Origin of the sequence: Dongia deserti, from assembly GCF_003574735.1 — a bacterium.
GTDB lineage: Bacteria > Pseudomonadota > Alphaproteobacteria > Dongiales > Dongiaceae > Dongia_A > Dongia_A deserti.
The window spans coordinates 336474-356947 of sequence record NZ_QORW01000001.1 but is presented as its reverse complement, the minus strand read 5'-3'; the positions used below and the strand labels follow the sequence as shown (position 1 = coordinate 356947).

Below are 20474 nucleotides of genomic sequence, written 5' to 3'. Positions count from 1 at the left end.
TTTCTGCAGTTGACACAATTTTGAAGTCCATTCATCTTTTGTCAAGGTGGATGGAAGACTGGCCGGCGGAAAAGACCGGCCGGCGGACAGGGATGGAGGGAGAGATGGCTTCAGAGTGCAAGCCGTGCCGCGCTGTGCGCGAGGCTTTCAATCGGCGCAGCGTTCTTCTTGCCGGCGCCGCGAGCGCGTTCGTCGGATCGCTGGGATTGAGATCGCGGCGCGCGGCCGCGGCGGAGGAGCTGAATTGCCTGGTCTGGTGCGATCATACCGATCCCGCGCTGCTGGAGCCGTTCGAGCAGGCGTTTGACTGCAAGATCAACGTCAAGGAATACGGGGGCACGGGCGAAGCTGTCGCGCTGCTGGAGCAATCGCAGCCCGGCGACTGGGACGTGTTCGTCGTCGATTCGGTCGACGTGCCGAACATGGTGGAAAAGGGATTGATGGCGGAACTGCCGGATGCGGAGATGCCGTGGGCGGACATCTTCCCCGAACTGCATCAGAAGCAACTGCACTACAAGGACGGCAAGCTCTACGCGATGCCGGAGAAGTTCGGCTACAACGCGCTCGCCTTCAATCGCGACAAGGTGCCGGAGGCAGAGGCGCGCAAGGCCGCGGTGATGTGGGACCCAAAATATGCCGGCCGCATCGCGATCTACGACTACTACATCCCGACCATGGAGATGGTCGCGCTCGGCATGGGGATTCGGCCGGACACCATCACCAAGGACGATCTGCCGCAGATCCGCGACAAGCTGCTGGAGATGAAGAAGCTGGCGAGCGTGGTGGGCGACGTGCCGACGGTGCAGAACGCGCTCATCACCGGCGCCGCTGACATCATCGTCGCCGGCGGCGAATACTCCGTCGTCAACTTGATGAAGGAGAACCCGGCGCTCGATTGGGTGCTGCCGGCCGAAGGCGGCATCCGCTGGATGCAGGCGATCGGCGTGTTCGCGTCCAGCACCAAGCAGAAGCTCGCGACCGAGTTCGTCAAATACATCCTGAGCCCCGACGGACAGGCGCGTCTTGCGACCTCCAGCTGCTACTGGGCGATGCCCACCAACAGCAAGGCAAGCCTGCCGGACGATATCAAGAAGGTGCTGCGCTGGGACGAGCAGCCCGGCTTCATCGCCGCCTCGTATCCGTACTTCATCCCCGACGCGGAGCTGGATGCGGCGATGCAGGAAGTCTGGACCCAGTTCCTGCAGGCGTGAGTCCAGATCGCCTTGACTCCTCTCTTCGTCATCCCAAGGCGAAGCCTTTGCCATGACGAAATAGAAGCAATGAGAGCAACGATGCGCTTCCATTTCAGCCGTGCGGACCTCCGCGATTGGGGGCTGTGGCCGGCTGTCTTGTGGACCACGTTGTTCTTCGCGCTACCGCTCGCCGCGATGCTGGCCATGAGCTTCGCGGAGCGGGTGGCGGGGAAGATCACCTTCACCTGGACCTTGGCGAACTACGCGGCCTTCTTCACGCGTGCGGGCGGCACGTTTGTCCAGGCGCTGATCAATTCGCTGGAAGTGACGATCCTCGCCACCATTCTCAGCATCTTGGTTGCGTACCCGCTTGCTTACATCCTCGCCTACCGCGTGCCGGCGAAGTGGCGGCGCATCCTGCTGGTGCTGATCGTGCTGCCGTTCTGGACCAGCTACGTCATCCGCTCCTACAGCTGGCTGCTGGTGCTGTCGCAGAATGGCATCATCAGCCAGACCCTGCTCGATCTCGGCTTGATTGCGCAACCGGTCGGGCTCGGCAACAGTCGCTTCGCAACCGTGCTCGGGTTCGTGCATTTCTTCGCGATGCTGCTGACGCTCACCATCTTCGCCAACCTCATCCAGATCAAGGACAGCTACCGCAGGGCTGCCGCAGATCTCGGCGCCAACAACTGGCAGGTGTTCTGGCACGTGACCTTGCCCTTGAGCCTGCCTGGCGTCGCAGTCGGCGCCTTCCTCACCTTTGTGCTGGCGATCGGCGATTACATCACGCCGCAGATCCTCGGCGGCAATCGCGAGCTACTGCTGCCTCAGGCCATCATGCTGCAGATCGGTCGGCAGGCGGACTTCCCGCTCGCCTCCGCGCTGTCGATGATCCTGATGCTGGTCGTCACGGTGGCTTTCCTCGTCAGCGCCAAGCGCTTGAAAATGGAGCGCGTATGAGGGCGCAGGCCAAAGTGATACGGTGGACCGATGGCGTAGCGCTGCTCTATTTCGCGCTGGCGCTCCTCTTCATCTTCCTGCCGGTCGGCTCTCTGATCCTGTTCGCGTTCCAGGACGGCCTCGCCCCGGTGCCGCCGTTCAAAGGGCCGACGCTGCAATGGTTCGACAAGGTGCTGCACAATCGCCGCCTGATGGAGGCGCTGTGGAACTCGGTGCTGGTGGGCGGAGTCTCTTCGCTGGTCGCGACTTTTCTTGGTTTTCTCGCAGCCTTCAGCCTGGCGCGGCGCGACTGGCGTTTTGCGCGCGGCGCGCAGCTGCTCCTGATGGCGCCGATCACGGTGTCGTATCTCATTATCGGCATGGGGCTGCAGATCACCTTCAACATGATGGGCGTGGACCGTTCCCTGCTGGCAGTCGGGATTGGCCACGTGGTCATCAACCTGCCGCTCTGTTTCGCCATCGTCTACTCGCAATTGGGCGAGCACCAGGCCAACATCGAGCGCGCTGCCCGCGACCTCGGTGCCAAGGAGTGGCAGGTCGTCGCCCTGATCACCGCGCCCATGCTATGGCCGACATTGCTGGCCGCCTATTTCATCGCTTTCACCTTGTCGTGGGACGAATTCGTGATCGCGTTTCTGTTGAGCCGTTTCGACGTGACGTTGCCTGTGGTGATCTGGGGCCTGCTGCGCTCCGGCCTCAGCCCAGAATTGAATGCGGCCGGCACACTGGTATTTGCCATTTCCGTCGCGATCGTCCTGGCGGTCGAGCTATTGCTGTGGCGCGGGCGAAAGGCGGTCGCCAATGGCTGAAGCAACGCCGCGCGTCAGCCTCAAGGGCATCGCCAAGAGCTACGGAGAGACGATCGCGCTCGCCGAAACCAATCTTGAGATCGCCGCAGGCGAGTATGTCGTTCTGCTCGGTCCTTCCGGCAGCGGCAAGACGACATTGCTCTCGATTCTCGGTGGCTTCGTGGAACCGAGCGGTGGGCGTGTGTGGATCGATGGCAGTGACGTGACGGACCTGCCGCCCGCGCGTCGGCCAACCGCCACCGTGTTCCAGGATTACGCCCTCTTCCCCCACATGTCGGTCAGCGCCAATGTCGCCTTCGGCCTGGCGATGCGGCGACTCGCCAGGGCGCAGCGTCTGCGCAAGGCCGAGGAGATGCTGGCGCTGGTCGGGCTCAAAGGCTTCGGCGAGCGCGGCGTGCATCAACTCTCCGGCGGGCAGCGGCAGCGCGTGGCCCTGGCCCGCGCTATCGCGGTCGATCCTGCCGTCCTGCTGCTCGATGAGCCGCTGGGCGCGCTGGATCTTGGTTTGCGCCGGCAGATGCAAGAGGAGCTGGTGCGCCTGCAGCGGCAGCTCAACGCCACCTTCGTCCACGTCACCCACGACCAGGAGGAGGCGATGTCCATCGCCGACCGCGTCGTGGTGATGAAGGATGGCAGGATCGAGGACATGGGCTCGCCGTCGCGCGTGTATCTGAAGCCGGCCTCTTTGTTCACTGCCCGCTTCATGGGCGAGAACAACCTGATCGAAGGCCAGGTGATCGGCAGTGTGAACGGGCAGGCGGCGGTGGACACGGTGCTCGGCCGGCTGCTTGTCGACCAGCCGGCTGCGGCCGGAGAGAAGGTCCACCTCGCCCTTCGGCCGGAGCAATTGCGCTTCTCCGCCGAACTGGGTGCGCAGGCCCTGGGCGATGCGGAAATCATCGAGTTCAGCTTCCAGGGCACGCACTTCCGGGTTCATTGTCGCCTGGCCGGTCGGGAGCTGATGGCCCGGGTCCCGGCCGAGGGGCCGCCGATGGCGGGCGAGATGCTGCCGCTCTATGCCCGGGCCGGCGATCTGGTGCTGCTCCGCCAGTAAGCGACTGATCCGGAGGGCTATTTTCTCCATGTCACATGATGCGCGGGCAGCTCGTCATCGTACAGGCTGGCTGAATGCCACATACTGTGCGACAGGAGAGGCGCGATGTTGAAATGGTTCATGAAGCGCAAGCTGCGGGCGTTCGGCGACGCCTTCGGCTATGACACCAGTTACGGCGCGGAGCTGATCGATACCGATCCTGCGGCGGGCCTAGCCCTCGCGCGCCTCTCGAAGGTGGCCGCCTATCAGGCCGACGCACCGGCTCCCGCCTGGTATGCCGCCAAGATCGTGGCGGCGATGAGCGAGGATTGCGGGCCCTGCGTGCAGCTCGGTGTGACCATGGCGCAGCGCGGCGGGGTATCCGATTCCGATCTGCGCGGGATCATCGTCGGAGATGTTGCGCGGATGAGCGCCGACGCCTCCCTCGGCTACCGCTTCGCCAAGGCCCTGCTGGCGCGCAGCGCCGAGCTGGAGGCGCTGCGCGACGAGATCCAACGCCGCTGGGGCGCCAAGGCGCTGGCTGCGATCTCGATCACCATCGTGGCGAGCCGCACCTTCCCTGCGCTCAAATACGCCCTGGGCCACGGTCAATCCTGCCAAGCGGTGGAGATCGGCGGCGACATGGTCGCGCCGAATGAGATCGCCTATGCCTGAGCCCATCTTGATCGAACGCGACGATCCGGCGGCGAGCTTCGAGCCACATCGCGCCTATCTGCGCGGCCTTGCCTATCGCATGCTGTCCTCGATGGCGGAGGCGGAGGACGCGGTGCAGGACGCCTATATCCGCTGGCACCGCATCGGCGTGAAGGCGCGTAGCGCGATCGAGAATCCGCGCGCCTGGCTTTCGAAGGCGACCACGCGGCTTTGCCTCGACAGGCTGAAATCCGCGCGGGCGCAGCGCGAATCCTATGTCGGGCCGTGGCTGCCCGAGCCCGTGATCGAGCCGGAAGCGGCCGATGACCCGGCCGAGCTGGCGCAGGATCTTTCGGTGGCGTTCCTGCTGCTGCTTGAGCGCTTGTCGCCGCTGGAGCGCGCGGCCTTCCTGCTGCACGACGTATTCGAGATGAGCTTCCAGCAAGTAGCAGAGGTGCTGCGGCGGGACGAAGCTGCCTGTCGCCAGCTCGCCACCCGCGCGCGCAAGCATATCGAAGCCGGCCGGCCGCGCTTCGATGCCAACGCTGAGGACCAGGCGCGCATTGCCGCCGCGTTCCTGGCGGCAGCCGGCTCCGGCGACGCAGGACAGCTGGCGCAGTTGCTCGCCAAGGACGCGATCCTGATCAGTGACGGCGGCGGCAAGGTGAAGGCTGCTCTCAATCCGATCCTCGGCAGCGACAACGTCATTGCCTTCTTGCTCGGCGTTCAGAAGAAGGTGCCATTCCCAGAAGGGACGGAATACCGGCCTTCGGTCATCAACGGCTTGCCTGGATTCCTCATCGTCCTGCCGGACGGCAAGATCGTACAGACGCTCTCGTTTGAGATCGAGGACGCCGTGATTCACCGCATCTATGCCGTGCGCAATCCCGACAAGCTGAAGACGTTGCAGTCTTAGCGCGCCGCGCTGTCGCGGGGGCAGCCCATCTTGCGCTTGCCTTCCAGGTACTGGTCGATCAGCGCGACGTAACGCTGGCCGTCGAAGCTCGGGAAATGGCCGCCATGGACGATGCGCGGCTTGAGCGTGCGCAGGCGGTCCATGGTTTTCAGGTATGTCGGAATGTGCGAATGGTAGCACTGGTCCGACAGCGGCCCGTCATAGATCGCATCGCCGGAGAAGAAGACGCCGGTCGCTTTTTCCCACAAGCCGATCGAACCGGGGGAGTGGCCGGGCAGGTGCAGCACCTCGAACTGCCGGTCGCCCAGGTCGATGATGTCGCCCTCGTTCACCAGTCGCGTCGCCGGTGCGGGCTCGATCCGGTAGGCGGACTGCTCGTACCCGCCGGGCGGCAGCGCCAGGAACATCGCCTTCGGCGCATAGACATCGGCGACCGTCGCATGCTGTGTCGGATTGGCTAGGATGTCCGCCTCGTCCTGATGGATCGCGCGGTCCGGGAATTCGTGATGATTGCCGATGTGGTCGAAATGGCAGTGGCTCGCGACCGCCAGCAACGGCCGCTCCCCGACCAGAGCGACTTGCCGGCGCAGGCTGACCACACCCATGCCGGAATCGATCAGCAGGTCGCGGTCGCGGCCGCGCACGTGCCAGATATTGCAACGGTAGTACGGCTCGATGAATTGCTCGCAGATGAGCGTCACGTCATCCGACAAGCGCTCTATCTTGTACCAGCTTTCGAGTGTCGCGCTCTGCATGGAACGACTCTAGCGCGGCTCTGCCTGGCTTGCCAATCGGAGCCGCGCCGGGTCAGATGCGCCGATGAGCAAATACAACCGCATGCTGTTCGTCGATGTCGAGCTCACCTGCTGGGACGGCAATGTGCCGGCGGGAGAAGTGTCGGAGCTGATCGCCTTCGGCATCGTCGACCTCAAGACAGACGAGCTCAAGATCCGGCGCGAGAAGCTGTTCTTCGTGCAGCCGCAAGTCTCTACCATTTCGCCGTTTTGCACCTCGCTGACCGGCATCACGCCCAAAGAAGCGGAGACGGCGCCGCCCTTGCCGGAGGTCGTGCGCACAATCCGCAAGACCTTCGGGCAAAGCGACTGGTGCGCCTGGGGCCGCGACGACGCGCTGATCCGTGAAAGCTGCGAACGCGCCGGGGCAGAGCTGCCCTTTCTCGGCTGTTTCCACGATCTGGCGGCCCAGGTCCGGGGCCTCCTCGGCCTCACGTACCGGCTGGGCCTGGATGAAGCGCTGCACCGGTTCGACCTCGATTGGGAGGGGCCGCCGCACGATGCTCTGGCGGACGCCAGAAACCTGGCCCGCCTCTTTATCGCGCTTGCGCGGCGGCTGCGCTGAATCAGGAATTCCGATCTAAAAGCTCCAAAAGAACTATTTTACTTGCGCCGCGATCCGGCTGACGATGGGCTTGCGTCGATTCCAGGCGGAGGCGGACGATGGAGAACGGAATTTCCACAGAAGAGACGCGAGCGCGCTTCCTGCAGGCCATGGCCGAGGCGGCAACGAGCGTCACGCTCGTGACGACCGCCGGGCCGGCTGGGCGCTTTGGCGTGACGGTCAGCGCTTTCGCGTCGGTTTCGGCCGATCCGCCGATGCTGCTCGCCTGCATCAATCGCAGGAGCCCGGCCGCGGCTGCCATCACGGCGAATGGCGGCTTCTGCGTGAATGTCCTGTCCGCCGCGCAGAGTTATCTCGCCGACGTATTCGCCGGTCGCTCGGAGCACCTCCGGCCGTACGATTTCACCTGTGCCGAATGGGAGCGGGACGAGGGCGGCTGGCGGCTCAACGACTCTGTCGCGTCCTTCGCCTGCGCGCTGGATCGCGAGGTTGCGGCCGGGACGCATCAGATCCTGATCGGCCGCGTGCTCAAGACACATCGTGCCGAGCAATCCTGCACCGGCAGCCTGGTCTATTCCCGCCGCGCTTATTCGATCGCGCAGCCCATCCTCTGACGTCCACGAGAGAGCCACCATGATCCGCACCGGCAAGCAGTATATCGACAGCATCCGCGACGGCCGCGTCGTGTATATCAATGGCGAGCGGGTCAAGGATGTGGCGACGCATCCGATGTTCAAGCCGCTGGTCGACATCCGCGCGCGCATCTACGACATGCAGCACGAGGCGGCGACGCGCGAGGTGATGACCTACGAGGAAGGCGGCGAGCGCTTCGCCACCGGCCTCAAGCTGCCGCACAGCCAGCAGGATTGGTGGGACAAGCGGCGCGCCACCGACGCGGTGTTCGAGGATGTGAAGGGCGTCATCACCCGCGTCGGCGACGAGACCGTCGGCGAGATGTGGTCGCTCTATGACGGACAGGATGTCCTCAATGAGGTCGATCCGCAATTTTCGCAGAACATCACCCGGCACATTGATCGCGTCATCAAGCACGATCCCTTCCACGTCTCAGCCAACACCGACCCCAAGGGCGACCGTTCCAAACGGCCGCAGGACCAGGACCCCGACATGCTGCTGCATGTGGTGAAGGAGACTGACAAGGGCATCATCGTGCGTGGCGCGAAATACGAGACGGCGGCCGCTTACGCCAACCAGGCCTTCACCAAGCCGACCATCGCGAACTGGGGCGATTCGCAGTTGTCGGACTATGCTGTCGGCTTCATTGTCGACCTCGGCGCGCCAGGCATCAGCATGATCTGCCGCACCGGCTTCGCAGGCCGCGCGCCGGTCGAGGATTACCCGCTCGCCAACCGGTTCGATGAGGTCGACTCGCTGGTGGTGTTCGATGACGTGCTGATCCCGTGGGAGAACGTCCTGTTCTATCGCCACACCAAGGCGGCGATGTTCATCCGCATGACCCTGCACCGGTATAGCGCCTATGCCTTTGTCCAGCGCATCATGAAATTCGCCGACATGATGATCGGCGCGGCGCTCTTCAATGCACGGCAGACCGGCCTCGACAAGCAGCAGGCGGTGCAGGAGAAGCTGGCCGAGATCGCGGTCTACCGCGAAGGCATCAACGCGCACCTGACCGCCGCGATCGCGCTCGCGGAGAAGAGCCCGGGCGGCCTGCTGATGCCCCACCAATCGCTGCTCTATACCGGCCGCGTCCATGCCTGTACCAACCTGCCGCGCATGATGCATCTCGCGCGCGAGCTCTGCGGCGGGCAGATCTGCGTCACGCCAGACTATGCGGCATTCCATCATCCGGAGTCAGGCAAGTGGCTGGAGAAGTTCTACACGATCAACGAGGATTGGGTGGCGGATGACCGGCGCCGATTACTCGCCTTCGCGCGCGATCTACTGAACTCCGACTATGCGGGCCATCGCCTGACCTTCCAGCTGTTCGCGCAGTCGCCGCCCTTCGCGCATCTCGCAGCGGTCTATCGCAACTTTGATTGGGAGGGATCGCTGGATTTCGTGCGCAAGTCAGCGGGCTTGAGCGACAAGGTGATGGGCAAGCTGAAGCGCGCGCCGGGCGACAGCGCGGTGATTAAATGGTTCGACGGCGCCAAGAAAGCCGCTGAATAGGGGGAATCATGGCGCACACGCGCATCCGGAAGTTCAATACCAAGGACACCTACCCGGAGCAGAAGCTCGACAACGATCTCTGCCAGGTCGTAGTGGCGGGGGATACCGTCTATCTGCGCGGCCAGATCGCGCAGGATCTGGAGACGCGGGAATCGCTCCATATCGGCGATGCCGGGAAGCAGGCGGACAAGGCGATGTCGAACATCGCCCTGCTGCTGGAAGAGGCGGGCAGCGAACTCAGCCATATCGTGAAGGTGGTGGTCTATCTGACCGACATCCGCTATCGCGAGCCGGTCTATCGCGCTATGGGCAAGTGGCTGAAGGGCGTCTTCCCGGTCTCGACCGGGTTGGTGGTGCAGGCGCTGGCCAGACCCGAATGGGTGGTGGAGATCGACGCGACTGCCGTGATCCCCGAGGGCTACAAACCCAAGAACAAGAAAGGCAGGAAATGACGTTCTCCATTGCTGCGCGCTGCACCGAGACGGGGATGTTCGGGATCGCCGTCTCTTCGTCGTCGCCCGCCGTCGCTGCGCGCTGCGCCCATGCACGAGCCGGCGTTGGCGCGTTCGGCACGCAGAACATCACCGACCCCAGGCTTGGGCCGCAGGGGCTCGACCTCATGGCGAAAGGTGCAAGCGCAGAGCAAGCGATCGCGATCCTGAAGCAGTCGGCGCCGCACATCACTTTTCGCCAGTTGATCGCGGTCGATGCCCAGGGGGGCACGGCGGCGCACTCCGGCGATCATACGCTGGGTACCCATGCGACGGCGCAGACGATGAACGTAGCGGCGGCCGGCAATCTGCTGCGCGACGCGGAGATTCCGGCAAAGATGGCGGCTGCCTTCCAGCGTGTCCAAGGCCATCTCGGCGACCGGCTACTTACGGCAATGGAGGCCGCACTCGCAGCCGGCGGGGAAGAGGGACCGGTGCACTCCGCCGGCCTGCTGATCGTGCGTGACGTGCCCTGGCCGGTTGCCGATCTGCGCGTCGACTGGTCCGACGGCGACCCGATCGCGGAGTTGCGGCGGCTCTGGACCATCTACAAGCCGCAGCTTGAAGATTACGTCACGCGCGCGCTCGATCCGACCGCCGCACCGAGCTTCGGCGTGCCTGGGGATCAGTAGTGGCAGCTTTGCCCCTTGCTATTCATCCCCTACCCCAAGCTGGGGGAGGGTTAGGGAGGGGGAAGCCGTGCTTCGATGCGAGACAGTCATCGCTCGCTTTCCCCACTCCAGCCCTCCCCCACTTGGGGGAGGGGGTTTTCTGATGCGCTTCACCTTGCGGCATTTGCAATATTTCGTCGCCGCCGCCGAGGCGAGTTCGATCGCGTTGGCGTCGCAGAAGATTGCGGTGTCGCCGCCGTCGATCTCCGCCGCCATCGCGCACCTGGAGAAGGAGCTCGGGCTGCAGCTGTTCATCCGGCATCACGCGCAGGGGCTTTCGCTGACCGCCAGCGGGCGGCAGATGCTGCGGGAAGCGAAGGCGCTGCTGGCGCAGGCGGATGCGCTCCATGCCTCGGCGCGCGATCTGACGGAGCAGGCGCGCGGGCCGCTCAATGTCGGGTGCCTCGTCACGCTGGCTCCGATCATCCTGCCTGAGCTATGCCGCGCCTTCCAGCAGCGCTTCCCTGCCGTGCAGGTCTCCGTCCACGAGGGCGACCAGGAGCATCTCATCGATCGGCTGCGGCGCGGCGAGATTGACATATCGCTGACCTACGATCTCCAGGTGCCGGAGGATGTGCAGTTCGAGGGTTTGGCGCAGCTGCCGCCTTACGCATTGTTGTGGCCCGAACATCGCCTCGCGCAGCGGCGATCCTTGTCTCTGCATGACCTGGCGCCGGAGCCTCTCATCCTGCTCGATCTGCCGTTGAGCCGCGAGTATTTCCTGTCGCTGTTCTTCCAGGAAGGGCTGACGCCGCAGATCATCGCGCGCTCGACGCACCCGGATGTCATCCGCACCATGGTGGCGAATGAGTACGGCTACGCGCTGTTCAACGCGCGGCCGCGCAACACTTCGGCGTTGGACGGCAAGCCACTGCAGGTCGTGCCGCTCAAGGGACCGTATCGTCCGATGAGCCTCGGCCTCGCGTCTATGAGGCAGTCGGGCAGGCCGCGCGCACTCATCGAGTTCGAGGAGTACTGCCGGGTCCAGATCAATCAGCGTGGCATTCCCGGGCTCATTACGCAATTCAAGTAGAAGGTGCCGTCATGGCGCGTGATCCGCGTTACGACATCCTATTCGAGCCGGTGAGGATCGGCCCCAAGCTCGCGAAGAACCGCTTCTACCAGGTGCCGCATTGTAATGGCGCCGGCTATCGCGACCCCAGTGCCAATGCCGGGATGCGGCGGGTGAAGGCGACCGGCGGCTGGGCCGTGCTCTGCACGGAGCAGGCGGAGATCCATCATACATCCGAGATCACGCCGTTCATCGAGCTCAGGATCTGGGACGATCAGGACATGCCAATGCTGACACGCATCGCCGATGCGATCCACGAAGGCGGCGCACTGGCCGGCATCGAGCTCTGCTACAACGGCATGAACGGCCCCAATCTTTATTCCCGCGAGACTCCGCTGGGGCCGATGAACCTGCCGATTCTCACCTTCACCAACGATCCGGTGCAGGCGCGGGCGATGAACCGCGAGGACATCCGCAATCTACGCCGCTGGCATCGCGCCGCCGCCATCCGCGCCAAGCGGGCCGGATTTGACCTGGTGTATGTGTATGGCGCGCATGGATTCGGCGCCGCGCAGCATTTCCTCTCCCGCCGCACCAACCAGCGGAGCGACGAATATGGCGGCTCGCTGGAGAACCGTGCGCGGCTGCTCAAGGAGCTGATCGAAGATACCAAGGACGCGATCGGCGATTCCTGCGCCGTTCCGGTGCGCATCCTGGTGGACGAGATGATGGGCGACGGCGGCATCACCAATGCGGAGATCCGCGATGTCATCGGCATGCTGGCGGACCTGCCGGATCTATGGGACTTGGCGCACGGCTCCTGGGACTATTGTTCCAGCACGTCACGCTTCGCCGGCGAGGGTTGCCTCGAAGAGTACGTAAAGGGCATCAAGGCGCTGACCACCAAGCCGGTCGTGGCGGTCGGCCGCTTCACCTCGCCCGATGCGATGGTACGACAGGTGAAATCCGGCATCCTCGATCTGATCGGCGCCGCGCGTCCGTCCATCGCCGATCCGTTCCTGCCCAAGAAGATCGAAGAGGGGCGGCTGGACGACATCCGCGAATGCATCGGCTGCAACATCTGCGTGACTGGCGACATGACGGGGGCGCTCTCCCGTTGCACGCAGAACCCGACCTTCATGGAGGAATGGCGCAAAGGCTGGCACCCGGAAGCGATGCGTGCGAAGCAATCGGACGCACGTGTGCTGGTGGTGGGTGCCGGGCCGGCGGGCTTGTCGGCGGCGCGCGGGCTCGGCCTGCGCGGCCACGAGGTTGCGCTGGCGGAGGCCGGGACCGAGTTCGGCGGACGCGTTGCCAGGGAAGCGCGCTTGCCCGGACTCGCCGCCTGGATCCGCGTGCGCGACTATCGCGTCGGTCAGATCCAGAAGATGCCGAACGTCCAAGTCTATCTAGATTCGATGTTGTCCGCTGATGACGTTCTGGAATTCGGTTTCGAGCATATCGCGATCGCCACCGGCTCCACGTGGCGCCGCGACGGCGTGGCACGGTTCCAGACCCAGCCGATCTCCATCGATCCGGGCATGCCGGTCTTCACGCCGGATGACCTGATGGCTGGCAAGCTGCCCAAGGGCGACGTGCTGCTCTATGACGACGACCACTACTACTTGGGCGGTGTCCTGGCCGAACTGCTGGTGAAGAACGGCAGTAAAATCGCGCTCGTGACACCGTCCATCCGCGTCTCCGACTGGAGCTACAACACGCTGGAGCAGGCCTTCATCCAGAAGCGGCTGATCGAGCTGGGCGTGGAAATTCATGTGACTCGCGGCCTTGTCGAGATTGCGCGCGACCATGCGGACATCGCCTGCACCTATTCCGGCCGCAGGTCACAGATCGCCTGCGATGCCGTGGTGCTGGTGACCGCTCGGCTGCCCAACGATTCCCTTTATCTCGATCTGGAGGCGCGGCAGGCAGACTGGCGCGATGCCGGCATACGCAGCGTCAAGCTGATCGGCGATGCCAGCGCGCCGGCGCCGATTGCCTGGGCGACCTATGCCGGCCATCGCTATGCGGAGGAACTGGATGCGCCGGACATCGGCGATGCGGTGCCGTTCCGGCGCGAGGTGGCCGAACTCGCCCCGGGCGACTTGACTATTCCACTTCGGTGAGGGTGGTCGGTCCCTGGCAGCGCCGGCAGACGTAGTTGATTATCGAACCGTCTTTGGTGCGGAAGCGCAGCTTCACCCAGCGCCCTTCGTCATCGAACCAGATCTCGCCATTGAGATCGCCGGAATAAAGATAGCGCCGCGCGCGCAGCGATCCGCCGCGCGTCGTGACCGTGTCGAATCCCTGATAGAACACCCGGACGTCGCTGAGCTTGCCCGTCAGGGTATTGAGCAACGGCCCGCCTTTCAGCAGGGCTGCGTTCCAGTGGCTGGTCGGCAGGATAGCCGGGACCTTGAAGGTTCCCTCGGACGAGGAGATCACCATTCCGGCGGCATCCCGCACCGCCTGGACATGCGTGTAATCCCCGTTCTCGTTGGTCGAGGCCTCGACGGACTTTAACTCCCCATCGCTCCACAATTCATGGGCCTGGTGGCGTAAACGATAGGCCGAGAGGAACAACAGGTCGACTTCAACGTCGGCACGGGAGTCCACCCGCACGCCCTCCGTCGTGCGCGTGAAGGTCACGATGTGCTGGCCAATCAGCTCACCGTCGCGCTCCACATCGAAAAGGATCTCATTGCCGTACAGCTGGAAGGGATCGCGCGCGGGCAGCGGCACGTCCGCGATCGCGGTGCCTGATGCGAAGAGCGCAGAAGCGCCCACGACTGCAACTCGAACTCCCTGTCGAAGCATGTGTCCCTCATGCTTGCGATCGTGACTGCGTCAGGTGCTGCGCGCCGGTTTCCGGCGCGACCAAACGCGTGAAATGCCCTTGAGTTTCCCCGGGGCAAACAATTGGGAATAATTGCCCTTTTGTCAACCGCTGTTTGTCAGCCCACCGGCGCAGACCGCGACGGGCGCCTGCTGCCCTCGTGTGCCGCGCGCACGATCAGCTCCGCGGCGCGGCGGCGCTGGTTCTGGGCGGCGAGGCTGGCGCTCAACTCCTTGAGCTGCCGCTTCATGGCGGTATCCGACAGCAGCCGCCGAACCGTGGCGAGCATCTCTTGCGGCCGCCAATCATAGCGCGGCAGCCGGGCGCCGAGCTTCAGCTCCTCCACGCGCTGCGCATTGTCGTGGCCGTCCCAGCAGTAGGGCATGACCAGGGACGGTTTGCCAAAGGTCAGCGCCTCGTTCAGCGAGTTGTTGCCGCCATGATGGATGAAGAGGTCGACCTGCGGGATGACCGAGGGCTGCGGATACCAATATTCGAGATGGATATTGTCGGGCACCGTCTCGTAATGGTCCTTGTACGGACCGACGGACATCAGCACGCGATAAGGCGTCTCCGCGAACAGGTTGATCAGGCGCTGGAACAGGTCGGTGTCCGCCGCGCCGAGCGACCCGAAGCCAATATAGATCAATGGCTTGTCATTGTGCTTCGGGAAATAGGGCAACTCATATGGCGCCTCGGCCCGCACCGCGCCCCCGATATAGGCGAAGCGCCGCGGGTCGAGTGGCTGGCGGCGCCGATAACCGATCGCCTCCGGCGTCAGGAGCAGATTGAGCCAGGGCGAGGCCTGGAGAAACTCACCCTGCACCATCCTGGCCTCGCCGACCGAGGTGAGAAAGGCGTTGTAACGGTCATGCACCGGTTTCAACGCGTGCACATACGCGCTGCGGAACACGTTCCACGAGGCGCGATCTTCGAGGGAGCAACCGGACGTGTAGGGTGGCACGTCCTCGTCCGGCAGCTCCGTCTCCGCGCAAGAGATGATGCGCACCCACGGACAGCCGGCCCGGCCGATTGCCGGGAAGTACACGACATTGTCCAGGCAGACGACGTCCGGCTTCAGCGTGGCGAGCGCCTTCTTCAGGCCCGGCTCCGCATGGATCGCGCTGTCCACGATCGCGTTCCAGGCAGGCACCTCGTAGGTCGCGATCTGGTCCAAGGGCGACAAATGGAAATGCGGCCGGTGCTGGTCGATGAAGCGCTGCCAGAAATCCGCGATCTCCGCGTCCGATTTCAGCGGCGACATGGCAACCGGCAGCTCGTGGAACCCGTAATTGCCGAACATGCCGGCAAAGCCCGGATCGCACAGGAAGACCGGCCGATGGCCCATGTCGCGCAGTTCTTGCGCTAGGGCGACGCAATTCAAGGACGCACCGTAGGCCGCTTCCGGCAGGAAGGCGATGGTGAGCTTGTCGCTCATCGCGTGCCCATCAGTGAGGCTCGCAGCATCGGCGGGGCACCGCGATTGACGAAGCCAGGCCGCGCGCGCAGCGATGCCGCCAGATGCTCGCGCATCAGCTCGGCGGCGCGCGTCAGGTCGCCCGCTTCCGCCGCCTCCAGGATGACAAGGTGCTCACGGCAGGATTCGATCAGGCGGGCAGGCGGCACCTGCATGCTGGTGGTGGCAAGGCGGCGCAGGCGGCTTTGTCGTCGGATGGCGTCTGACAGGAACCGGTTGTTGGAGGCATCGCCCATCGCTTCGTGGAATGAGATGTCGACGTCCAAGGCACGCTTCAGATCGAGATGGCGCGCGTCCTGCTGCGCCAGGTCGCGGAGCGCGACCTTGAGGTCACGCGCCCGCTTGGGATCCAGCGCAAAGCCCGGCTGCAGAAAGGCGGCCGGCTCGAGGATCAGGCGAAAGCGATGGCTGTCCTCCTGGGAGCGCAGGGAATCCAAAGCTGGCAGGAACACCCAGCGTTGCCCGAGCGCGCGCTCGACGATGCCATCCTTCTGCAGCCGGTTGAGAACGTGCAGGACAATGGCGCGCGGCGCCGTGTACCGCCGCGCCAGGTGGGCCGCGGTCACATCCGCTTCCAGACGCTTGGAGAAGCGGTCGCGCAGAATGGCATCGTGCAAAGCGGAATCCGGTGTCTCCGCCGCGACCGGCCCGCGCGATCCCGAGAAACCGTCGGCAATGAAAAAGCCGCGCTGATCGCGGCGCTCCAGCAGGCCCTGTTCGGTGAGCAGCGCCAGGGCCGCGCGCACCGGCGTGCGCGACACGTGAAAAGCCTCGGTCGCCAGCCGCTCCGGCACATGATCGCCGGGATTGAGGTCCTGTTGATGCAGCCAGGCGAGTATCCGTTCAGCCAGCGTCGCCCGCGTTGCGGACCGGCGCGGCGCGGCGACGCGTGACCGGGACCGTCTGGATCGTGCTGCGGAACGGGGTGGCATGATTGTATTATTGAACGCGATTATACATTCTTGGCGCTTGACGTATTTTCTAGCACAAAAATACAATTCCCGCCAACCGGAGCCGGATGCAGCGGCTGTCAACGAATGGCCGACCGATCGGCCTGAGGCGTACAGGGAGCGGGAGAGGTTTTCATGACAAAGGCAATGACCAAGGCCGCGTTCATCGCGGTGATGATGTGCGGCGCGAGCGGAGCCGCCTTCGCCGACAAGATCGTTATCTCCAACTGGGACGGCTACATGCCGCCCGAGCTGCTGGAGAACTTCACGAAGGAAACCGGCATCGAAGCGGAGATGTCGGTCCATGCCACCAATGAAGAGATCATGGGCAAGGTGACCGCCGGCGGCGGCAAGGGCTATGACGTGCTGTTCGTCTCCAGCCCGTTCGCCGAGGCGCTCAAGAAGCTCGACCTCATCGCCCAGCTCGACCCGGCGAAGATTCCGAACCTCGCCAACCTGTATCCGGAAGCGCAGAAGCTCGAATACGATCCGGGCAACACGTTCTCCGTGCCGTACGCGTGGGGCACCACGGGCCTGTGCTATCGCAGCGACCTGGTCTCGCCGGCGCCGACCAGCTGGATGGACATGCTGAAGCCGGCCGATGCGCTCAAAGGCAAGATCACCATGCTCAAGACGGACCGCTGGCTGATGGCGGCTGGGCTGAAGGCGCTCGGCTATTCGGTCAACTCGACAAACGAAGAGGAGGTCGCGAAGGCCAAGGAGCTGCTGAGCGGGGCCAAGAAGTCGCTGCTCGCCTACGATGACACGACGTTCTATTCCAAGCTGGTGTCGGGCGAGGCGAGCCTGGTCCACGCCTGGGACGGCTGGTGCAACTACGGCATCGCGGAGAATCCGGCGATCAAGTTCGTGGTGCCGAAGGAAGGCAGCGACATGTGGGTCGACACCATGACGGTGACGGCGGCCTCGCAGAACAAGGACGCGGCGATGGCCTTCATCAACTACGTTCTGCGGCCGGATGTGCACAAGTGGGTCGCCGAAAACATCCTCTACAAGGTGCCGAACCAGAAGGCGATGGAACAGCTCGATAAGGCGATGTTCGAGCAATATCCAAACCTCGCGATCACGCCGGCGGAGCTGATGAAAGAAGAGCAGCTGCGCGATCTTGGTAACGGGCAGAAGCTCTACACCCAGGCAGTAACCGAGATCACCTTCCAGTAAGAGATATGCAAGCGCCGCCGCTCCTATATGAGGGGCGGCGGCGTTGCTTTTGAACCCGGATGATGGCGCGGCGCACGATCCTGATGGCACCCGGACTGGGCTACCTTGCCCTGCTGTTGATCGTGCCGTGTCTGATCATTTTCGCCTACAGCCTGTTCGAGCGTGGGACCTATGGCGGCATCGTCTACGACCCGACGCTGGAGAATTACCAGCGCGCGGCGAGCTCGCTGTTCGCGCGCATTTTCCTGGATTCGGTGCGGATCGCCGCGACGGCAACGATCGTCGCATTGCTGGTCGGCTATCCCGCGGCCTATGCGATCGCGCAACAGCCGCGCAATCGCCAGATGGCGCTGCTGGTCCTGGTGATGCTGCCGTTCTGGAGCAACTATCTCATCCGCACTTATGCTTGGATCGTGCTCCTCAACAACCAGGGCCTGATCAATCGCACGCTGCAAGGCGCTGGCGTGATCGAACAGCCGCTGCCGCTGCTCTATAACGAGTTCGCGATCGTGCTGGGCCTGGTCTACAACTATGTGCCGTTCGTCATCCTGGCCCTCTACAGCTCGATCTCGCGTCTGGGGCCGGAGCTGCGGGAGGCCTCGTTCGACCTCGGCGGCTCGGCCTGGACGACCTTTCGACGCGTGACCTTGCCGTTGACCGTGCCCGGCATCGCGGCCGGCGCGGTCTTCGTGTTCGTGCTATCGATCGGCAACTTCGTGACGCCGGACCTGCTGGGCGGCGGACAGCGGCCGATGCTGGGCAACCTGATCTACAGCCAGTACCTCTCGGCGCGCGACTGGCCGATGGGATCGGCGCTCGGCTTCATCCTGGTCGTCATCATGCTGGCGCTGCTGTTCGGGCAAGCGATCCTCTCAGCACGGGCATCCGGCGAAGGCGAGGCGCGTATCGTGCCACAGCCGGCGAGGGTGGCGGCATGATGGCGCGCGATCCGATCCGGCTATGGCTCAATGCCCATCTCGGGCTGGTCTATGTCTTCCTCTATGTACCGATCCTGGTGCTGATCGCCCTCTCCTTCAACAAGAGCGGCCTGCCAACAGCTTGGACCGGCTTTTCGACCGAATGGTACGGCAAGCTGGTGGCCAATCCGAAGATCCTCTCGGCCGCCGGCAACTCCCTGATCGTCGCGGTTGCCTCGACCATCATCTCGACGGTGATCGGCACCCTGCTCGCAATGGGGCTGGAGGAGGGAAGGTCGAATCCGTGGCTCGACGCGCTGGTGGCGGCGCCGATGATCATTCCCGATATCGTGCTGGCGATTGCGCTGCTCTCCTTTTATACGCTGCTCAACATGAGCCTGGGACTGCATTCTATCGTGCTGTCGCACGCCGTCTTCAATATCGCCTTTGTGTGCATGGTGGTGCGCACCAGGCTTAAGAATTTCGACCGGTCGATCGTCGAGGCCTCGATCGACCTCGGCGCCAGCGAACTCACCACCTTTCGCCGCGTCACGCTGCCCGTGATCGCACCCGGTGTGGTCGCGGCGGCGTTGCTCTCCTTTACGCTCTCGATCGACGAGTTCATCATCGCCTATTTCACCGCCGGGGCGGGGCAGGGCTCGACTACATTCCCGATGCAGATCTATGCCATGATCCGTTTCGGCGTGACGCCGGAGATCAACGCCATCGCCACCATCGTGATCGGCTTCAGCTTCTTCCTGGTCCTGCTGTCGCAGCGCCTGAACCGCGAGGCGGCGCCATGAGTGTGCTGCTGCAGATCGAGAATGTCACCAAGCGCTTCGGCCCGATCACGGCCGTCGATCACATCTCGCTGGAAGTGAAGGACGGGGAGTTCTTCGCGATCCTCGGCCCCTCTGGCTGTGGCAAGACTACCTTGCTGCGCGTGATCGCCGGGTTCGAGCCGCCGGACGAAGGGCGCGTGCGCTTGGCTGGTGGGGATATCACGGAGCTGAAAGCGAACCGCCGGCCGGTCAATCTCATGTTCCAATCCTACGCTCTGTTCCCGCACATGACGGCATTCGGCAACGTCGCCTACGGTCTGGAAATGGAAGGCGTGCAGGGCGCGGAGCTGAAGAAGCGTGTCGACCAAGCGCTTGCCATGGTGCGCATGTCGGAGTTTGCGGCGCGCAAGCCCAATCAGCTCTCCGGTGGCCAGCGCCAGCGTGTCGCGCTCGCGCGTGCCCTGGTGAAGCGGCCCAAGGTGCTGCTGCTCGACGAGCCGCTGGGTGCGCTGGACCGCAAGCTGCGCGAACAGATGCAGATCGAGCTCAAGCGCCTGCAGCAGGACACTGGCATCGCCTTCGTGGTCGTGACGCACGACCAGGAGGAGGCGCTCACGCTGGCGGATCGGATCGCCCTGCTGGACCGCGGACGCATCGTGCAGCAGGCGACGCCGCGGGAACTCTATGACAAGCCGGTCAATCGCTTTGCCGCGGATTTCATTGGATTGATGAACTTCATTGAAGGAACCGTCGCGCGCAGCACGTTCCAAGCGCCCGGGATCGGCCGCTTGCCGGCTCCGAATGGCATTGCGGACGGGCCGGCCGCCCTGGCGATCCGGCCGGAGCGCGTGCAGGTGCGGGACGCCGCCGATGGCGCTGCGATCCAGGGGCAGGTGGAGGGTGCCGCTTTCCTGGGGCAGGACGTGATCGCGCATGTGGCTGTGGCGAACCTGCCGCGGCCGATCGTAGCGCGGCTGGCGGCGGGCCATCCATTGTCCGAAAAGCTGACGCGCGGGCAGCAAGTCTGGCTGAACTGGCAGGCCGACCAGGCCGTTATTCTGAAGGATTGAGCGAGGAGGAGTTCATT

At 64.1% G+C, this 20474-nt stretch carries 21 protein-coding genes; 17 read left to right on the top strand and 4 right to left on the bottom strand.

The window, feature by feature from the left end:
* Positions 1-104: 104 nt before the first annotated feature.
* The 6 genes from DTX69_RS01765 (at position 105) to sigJ (ending at position 5565) form a co-directional block, all read left to right on the top strand.
* A complete protein-coding gene (locus DTX69_RS01765) occupies positions 105-1211 on the top strand; it encodes an ABC transporter substrate-binding protein (protein WP_119300026.1) in 1107 nt (368 codons plus the stop codon).
* Between the two features lie 81 nt (positions 1212-1292).
* Complete coding sequence (locus DTX69_RS01760) at positions 1293-2153, top strand: ABC transporter permease (RefSeq protein WP_119299760.1); 861 nt, start codon at positions 1293-1295, stop codon at positions 2151-2153.
* On the top strand, positions 2150-2962 hold the full coding sequence (locus DTX69_RS01755; RefSeq protein WP_119299759.1) for an ABC transporter permease: 813 nt from the start codon (positions 2150-2152) through the stop codon (positions 2960-2962). Before DTX69_RS01760 ends, DTX69_RS01755 begins: the two co-directional genes overlap by 4 nt.
* Positions 2955-4016, top strand: coding sequence for an ABC transporter ATP-binding protein (locus DTX69_RS01750; protein ID WP_119299758.1), 1062 nt, complete (start codon positions 2955-2957; stop codon positions 4014-4016). The genes DTX69_RS01755 and DTX69_RS01750 overlap by 8 nt, the downstream gene beginning before the upstream one ends.
* A 105-nt stretch (positions 4017-4121) precedes the next feature.
* Positions 4122-4670 carry a hypothetical protein gene (locus DTX69_RS01745; RefSeq protein ID WP_119299757.1) on the top strand — a complete coding sequence of 183 codons (549 nt, stop codon included), beginning with the start codon at positions 4122-4124 and terminating at the stop codon, positions 4668-4670.
* Positions 4663-5565 (top strand): RNA polymerase sigma factor SigJ, encoded by a 903-nt coding sequence (gene sigJ / locus DTX69_RS01740; RefSeq protein ID WP_119299756.1) that lies wholly within the window; start codon positions 4663-4665, stop codon positions 5563-5565. Before DTX69_RS01745 ends, sigJ begins: the two co-directional genes overlap by 8 nt.
* On the opposite strand, the gene DTX69_RS01735 is transcribed toward sigJ, so the two are convergent.
* The gene (locus DTX69_RS01735; RefSeq protein WP_119299755.1) at positions 5562-6320 is read right to left on the bottom strand and encodes an MBL fold metallo-hydrolase; all 759 of its coding nucleotides are present in this window, start codon (positions 6318-6320) and stop codon (positions 5562-5564) included. The genes sigJ and DTX69_RS01735 overlap by 4 nt on opposite strands.
* A 64-nt stretch (positions 6321-6384) precedes the next feature.
* Between DTX69_RS01735 and DTX69_RS01730 the strand changes: the two genes are divergently transcribed.
* The 7 genes from DTX69_RS01730 to DTX69_RS01700 all read left to right on the top strand — a co-directional run bounded on the left by DTX69_RS01730 (position 6385) and on the right by DTX69_RS01700 (position 13372).
* Positions 6385-6924: a 3'-5' exonuclease gene (locus DTX69_RS01730; protein ID WP_119299754.1), complete on the top strand. Its 540-nt coding sequence runs from the start codon at positions 6385-6387 to the stop codon at positions 6922-6924.
* Positions 6925-7022: 98 nt separating this feature from the next.
* Positions 7023-7538, top strand: coding sequence for a flavin reductase family protein (locus DTX69_RS01725; protein ID WP_119299753.1), 516 nt, complete (start codon positions 7023-7025; stop codon positions 7536-7538).
* 19 nt (positions 7539-7557) lie between these two features.
* Entirely contained in the window at positions 7558-9072 is a 1515-nt protein-coding gene (locus tag DTX69_RS01720; RefSeq protein ID WP_119299752.1) for a 4-hydroxyphenylacetate 3-hydroxylase family protein, read from the top strand.
* Between the two features lie 8 nt (positions 9073-9080).
* Positions 9081-9524 (top strand): RidA family protein, encoded by a 444-nt coding sequence (locus DTX69_RS01715; RefSeq protein WP_119299751.1) that lies wholly within the window; start codon positions 9081-9083, stop codon positions 9522-9524.
* The gene (locus DTX69_RS01710; RefSeq protein WP_119299750.1) at positions 9521-10195 is read left to right on the top strand and encodes a DUF1028 domain-containing protein; all 675 of its coding nucleotides are present in this window, start codon (positions 9521-9523) and stop codon (positions 10193-10195) included. The genes DTX69_RS01715 and DTX69_RS01710 overlap by 4 nt, the downstream gene beginning before the upstream one ends.
* A gap of 142 nt (positions 10196-10337) precedes the next feature.
* Positions 10338-11267 carry a LysR family transcriptional regulator gene (locus DTX69_RS01705; protein ID WP_119299749.1) on the top strand — a complete coding sequence of 310 codons (930 nt, stop codon included), beginning with the start codon at positions 10338-10340 and terminating at the stop codon, positions 11265-11267.
* A gap of 11 nt (positions 11268-11278) precedes the next feature.
* Positions 11279-13372, top strand: coding sequence for an oxidoreductase (locus DTX69_RS01700; protein ID WP_119299748.1), 2094 nt, complete (start codon positions 11279-11281; stop codon positions 13370-13372).
* Here the strand turns inward: DTX69_RS01700 and DTX69_RS01695 are convergent.
* The 3 genes from DTX69_RS01695 to DTX69_RS01685 all read right to left on the bottom strand — a co-directional run bounded on the left by DTX69_RS01695 (position 13356) and on the right by DTX69_RS01685 (position 16491).
* Positions 13356-14033 carry a DUF6134 family protein gene (locus DTX69_RS01695; protein ID WP_119299747.1) on the bottom strand — a complete coding sequence of 226 codons (678 nt, stop codon included), beginning with the start codon at positions 14031-14033 and terminating at the stop codon, positions 13356-13358. The two genes, DTX69_RS01700 and DTX69_RS01695, sit on opposite strands and share 17 nt — an antisense overlap.
* Before the next feature lie 167 nt (positions 14034-14200).
* Complete coding sequence (locus tag DTX69_RS01690; RefSeq protein WP_119299746.1) at positions 14201-15520, bottom strand: glycosyltransferase; 1320 nt, start codon at positions 15518-15520, stop codon at positions 14201-14203.
* Positions 15517-16491 carry a GntR family transcriptional regulator gene (locus tag DTX69_RS01685; RefSeq protein ID WP_119299745.1) on the bottom strand — a complete coding sequence of 325 codons (975 nt, stop codon included), beginning with the start codon at positions 16489-16491 and terminating at the stop codon, positions 15517-15519. The genes DTX69_RS01690 and DTX69_RS01685 overlap by 4 nt, the downstream gene beginning before the upstream one ends.
* A gap of 153 nt (positions 16492-16644) precedes the next feature.
* Between DTX69_RS01685 and DTX69_RS01680 the strand changes: the two genes are divergently transcribed.
* From DTX69_RS01680 to DTX69_RS01665, 4 genes are read left to right on the top strand one after another with little or no spacing between them, the layout of a single operon-like run.
* Positions 16645-17688 (top strand): polyamine ABC transporter substrate-binding protein, encoded by a 1044-nt coding sequence (locus tag DTX69_RS01680; protein ID WP_119299744.1) that lies wholly within the window; start codon positions 16645-16647, stop codon positions 17686-17688.
* Positions 17689-17747: 59 nt separating this feature from the next.
* The gene (locus DTX69_RS01675; RefSeq protein ID WP_284735486.1) at positions 17748-18626 is read left to right on the top strand and encodes an ABC transporter permease; all 879 of its coding nucleotides are present in this window, start codon (positions 17748-17750) and stop codon (positions 18624-18626) included.
* Positions 18623-19408, top strand: a complete 786-nt coding sequence (locus tag DTX69_RS01670) for an ABC transporter permease (RefSeq protein WP_119299743.1) — start codon at positions 18623-18625, stop codon at positions 19406-19408. The genes DTX69_RS01675 and DTX69_RS01670 overlap by 4 nt, the downstream gene beginning before the upstream one ends.
* Positions 19405-20457, top strand: coding sequence for an ABC transporter ATP-binding protein (locus DTX69_RS01665; RefSeq protein WP_119299742.1), 1053 nt, complete (start codon positions 19405-19407; stop codon positions 20455-20457). Before DTX69_RS01670 ends, DTX69_RS01665 begins: the two co-directional genes overlap by 4 nt.
* Positions 20458-20474 lie beyond the last annotated feature (17 nt).